2 protein-coding genes are annotated in these 3411 nt (G+C 71.7%); both read right to left on the bottom strand.

Going from position 1 to position 3411, the window contains the following annotated elements:
• Window positions 1–173: 173 nt before the first annotated feature.
• On the bottom strand, window positions 174–995 hold the full coding sequence (locus tag HUU94_RS10835; protein WP_174275093.1) for a DUF2163 domain-containing protein: 822 nt from the start codon (window positions 993–995) through the stop codon (window positions 174–176).
• Window positions 992–3316 (bottom strand): DUF2460 domain-containing protein, encoded by a 2325-nt coding sequence (locus tag HUU94_RS10830; protein WP_174275092.1) that lies wholly within the window; start codon window positions 3314–3316, stop codon window positions 992–994. Before HUU94_RS10830 ends, HUU94_RS10835 begins: the two co-directional genes overlap by 4 nt.
• Between the last annotated feature and the right edge of the window lie 95 nt (window positions 3317–3411).

Below are 3411 nucleotides of genomic sequence, written 5' to 3'. Positions count from 1 at the left end.
CGCCCCCGCGTCGCCGCCGCGCGGCGCATAGCTGCCCGGCACCTCGCGCCCGTAAGCGATCGCCGCGACGCCGACGCAATCGAGCCCATGCTCCGGCACCCGCCCCTGCGGCCGAAAGCGCGCGCCGAGGCAGCCGCGCGCCCGCGCGACGATCTCTTCCGCAATCGTCATCGTCAGGCTCCCGGATAGCGGGTGAGCAGGTCGTTGCCCGGCAGATAGGGTTCGCCGCGAAAGTTGATCGCGTTGGCGAAACGGTCGCGGCACGTCGCCAGCGCGCGGTCGCACCCCTCGCGCAGCCGCACCAGCCCGCCGATCTCGACCGCAAACGGCGCGGGCTCGCGCAACATGATCGTCGCCCCGTCCGATCCGGCGATCAGGCTCGCCATCCCGCTGTTCGCGCCCTCGATCCAGTCGATCCGGCCATAGCCATAGGCGCCCGCCTCGGGCTCGGTGGCATCCACCGTCACCGTCGTGGCATCGCCCACCGCGACGATCCGCGCGAAGCGGGTGCGCGGAGCCATGTCCACCCGGCAGCGCCGATCCCCCAGGCTCGCGCGGCACTCGGGCGAGGTCCGCTCCACCACCAGCCGTTCGAGCAACGCGGTCGGCCCGCGCAGCTCCGCCGAAAAGGCGCCGTCGCGGATCGCAACGTCGCCCAGCTCGCCCCGCGTCAGGTGCAGGCTCCCGCCCCCCGGATCACGCCAGTCCACCGCGAACAGCCGCGCCGCCGCGCCGTCCCAGCGCCCCGCCGCCATGTCGCCGGCGGTGATCGCATCCGATGTCAGCGCCCCCGAAACGTCGAGCGTATCGACCTCGAACCCGTCCGAGACGCTCACCGCCGAGGGCGTCATCCCCGGCGCCGCGCGATAGACGAGCCCGTCGATCGCCAGGTCGCGATCGTGGCTGGTAAAGCCGATCGCCACCCCGTCGCGCCGGTCGAGCCGCCAGCACAAGGCGATGCTGGTGAGGTCGCCCTCCAGCCACGCGAGCGTCACGCGAACATCTCGCGCACCTCGATCAGCGGCACCGAAGGCGCCTCCCCCGCCAGCACCGCGCCCAGCGACACTTGCAAATGATCCTCGGCGAAGCGCACCGGCACGGCGAAGCGATACCCCGCGGTCACCGCCTGCCCGGCGGCCGGCGCGCTCGCGAACGAGACGATCCCGCCCTCCTCCAGCGCCCATCCGGTCAGCCGCTCGCTCCCGCCGACGCCGACGCGCACGCTTCCGGCGATCGGCCGCGTGATCCGCCGCAGCTCGGGCGCGTCGTCGCCATAGAGCTTGACCAATGCGAACCGCGTCCGCGCGCCGTCGCCGATCCCGAGCGGGACGTCGCCGAACCCCGCCGCATCGGTCGATCCCGCCGAACTGTCGTCGAGCGGATCGCGGAACCGGAAGCCCCGCGCCGCGCCGCGCCGCGCGCGGAAGAAGCGCAGCAATGCCTCGATATCGGCCTGCGATCGCACCCCCGGCCCAGCATCGAAGCGCAGCCTCGCCTGCGCCCAATCCATGTTGCGCTGCTCGACTCCCGAAGCACTCGCGACGATCGCGGTCGAGAAGCCGGGCTCGACGCTGGCGTGCGCGCCGATCGCGATCGGAAAGTCGACGTCGTCGAACGCCTGCATGCTCTCGTCTCCAAGCTCGAAGTGAAGGAAGCCGTCGCGCGCCACCTGAGGCAGCGCCCAGACGAAGGTCTCGGCATGCCCGCGCGCCTGTCCCGCCATCGCGGCACGCTCGATCAGCGGCCATTGCGCGCCGGCGTCGCCCGCGTTGAGCACGAAGCCGCTGAAATAATGCGTCTCGCCCAGCGGATAGCCGAGCCGCAGCGCCGCCTCGCGGGTGCCCGCCGCGGTCGCGCCGGCGTCGTCGCCCGTCACCCAGTCATAATCCTCGAGCTGGAGCACGTCGAATGCCGGCCGCGCCCACCCCATCGGCAGGTTCGCGCGCCGCACCTCGGGCGCCGCCGGATCGAGCACGCTCGGCAGATAGGCCAGCAGCAGCAGCTCCGCGTCGGCGGCCACCGCTCTGACGGCGGCACACAGCGCCGCCGTCGAGGCCGCGAGCAACGCCCCCGCCTGATCGAGCAACGCCTTCCGCCCCGCGTCCAGCGCGCCGCGCACGCTCGCGATCGACACCGGCGCTCCCCCGAACGCCGCGCGCGCCGCATCGTCGTAGAGGCACGGCCGCCCGTCCCCCGTCACCCACCACCAGGGCTCGCCGATCTGGAACCGCACCCGCAGTCCCGCCGCCGCCGCGATTCCGGCAAAGGCCTGCGCCACCTGCCGCAGATAGGACATCGCCCCGGCATTGGCGGGGGACAGCAAGGTCGAGGGCGGCACCCATCCGGTCAGCGCGGGTGCGCCATCCTCGGCGCGCTGCTTCCAATCGCCCCAACAATGCTGGTCGAGCAGCTCGTAGGACAGCGACAGGATCAGCTCGAAGCCCAGCGCCTTTGCCTCCGCGGCGAAGCTCGCATGCCACGCCGCGCACGCCACGTTGAGCACGCCGCCCGCCAGGCTCGCGTAGAAGCCCCCCGAATTGGCCTCGAGCCGGAAATAATGGCTCATTCCGACATAATGGTTGATCGTGCCGCGATAGCCGAGTTGCAGGATCGTCCGCAGCACCCGCGCGGGCGTCAGATTATAGCTGTCGTCATAGCCCGTCGCGATCCGCAAGCGATGCCCGGGCACGAACGCATCGCCGATCGCCAGCACCGATCGCGCGCCCTCGCACACGATATCGGACAGCGTGACCTGAGCTTCCTGCGGCGACTCCAGCGCCCCATCGGCGCCGGTATAGCCGGGCGCGACCAGCGACACGAACAGCCGGTCGATATCCCCCGCCCACACCCGATCGGCCTCGCCCGGCAGCAGGAAGCCGCCGTCCATCGCGTCGAAATCCAGCAGGATCGCCGCATCGTCGGGCGTGCCGCTCGCATAATTCCACAGCCGCACGTACCAGGATCGCGGATTGCCCTCCGCATCGCGCCCCTCGATCGTCAGTGTCGGGCCGTTGATCCCGTCGAGCGCCAGCACGCCCGAGGATCGCCAGCGAAACGCCAGCGTCAGCCCGCGAAAGTCGCGATCGGTCTCATAGGCCAGCAGCGGATGGTCGAACCGATCCTCCGCCTCCCAGATCAGCCCGGCGAGATCGTCCGCCTTGTAAAACACCGCGTCCACCGCGAGGCTCGTCGCCCCGGTCGTGGTCACCGCCGCCATCATCGGCCGCGGGAAATTGACCGTCCAGAAACGCGGGTCGAAGCGTTTGACGAACGTCTGCGTGCGCTGCTCTCCCGCCTTCGCCAGCCGGAACGCCATCGCCTCAGCCCCCCGCCTGATCGAGCGCGCGCGCCACCGCGCGGGCCACCTGCCGCCCCGATCGCGCCAGCGCCTGCGGCGCCGATCCCGCGGGC

It is taken from the genome of Sphingomonas bacterium (assembly GCF_903644055.1).
Taxonomy (GTDB): domain Bacteria; phylum Pseudomonadota; class Alphaproteobacteria; order Sphingomonadales; family Sphingomonadaceae; genus Sphingomonas_I.
This window is presented reverse-complemented; position numbering and strand designations above follow the sequence as displayed.

Bases quoted from the DNA above. Each gene is read 5' to 3' on its own strand.
- HUU94_RS10830 (WP_174275092.1), bottom strand. From the start codon at position 3,316: ATGGCGTTCCGGCTGGCGAAGGCGGGAGAGCAGCGCACGCAGACGTTC.